Source organism: Schlesneria paludicola DSM 18645, from assembly GCF_000255655.1.
Taxonomy (GTDB): domain Bacteria; phylum Planctomycetota; class Planctomycetia; order Planctomycetales; family Planctomycetaceae; genus Schlesneria; species Schlesneria paludicola.
The window spans coordinates 1,049,268-1,049,556 of the sequence record NZ_JH636434.1 but is presented as its reverse complement, the minus strand read 5'-3'; the positions used below and the strand labels follow the sequence as shown (position 1 = coordinate 1,049,556).

Below are 289 nucleotides of genomic sequence, written 5' to 3'. Positions count from 1 at the left end.
TGTTGCTGGAGTTTCCGTGAGACCGACGGCCGTCTGAAGATCGTGTTGAGTGTCGTTGGTCGCTTCGAAGATGCCGCGACAAGCAAGACTGTGTCGATCCTCGCGTGGCGAGGGCACTGTCGAAGCTATGCCGTACGAGTCACTCGCAGATTTCGAAGCTGCGGAACTCGTCAGCGATCCATCGCGCGGGTAGGCCGCGGCACCACCCGAGTAGGCCGACGACATTTACGCCAATTTCAGACTTCAGTCGTATGACAGTCGGCACAACTGGCGATGCAGGCATATCCTA

At 57.8% G+C, this 289-nt stretch carries 1 protein-coding gene; it reads right to left on the bottom strand.

What is annotated here, in order from left to right; translation table 11 throughout:
- Positions 1 to 225: hypothetical protein (locus OSO_RS51860; RefSeq protein WP_010582408.1), on the bottom strand; the 225-nt coding region annotated here is incomplete at its 3' end.
- Positions 226 to 289 lie beyond the last annotated feature (64 nt).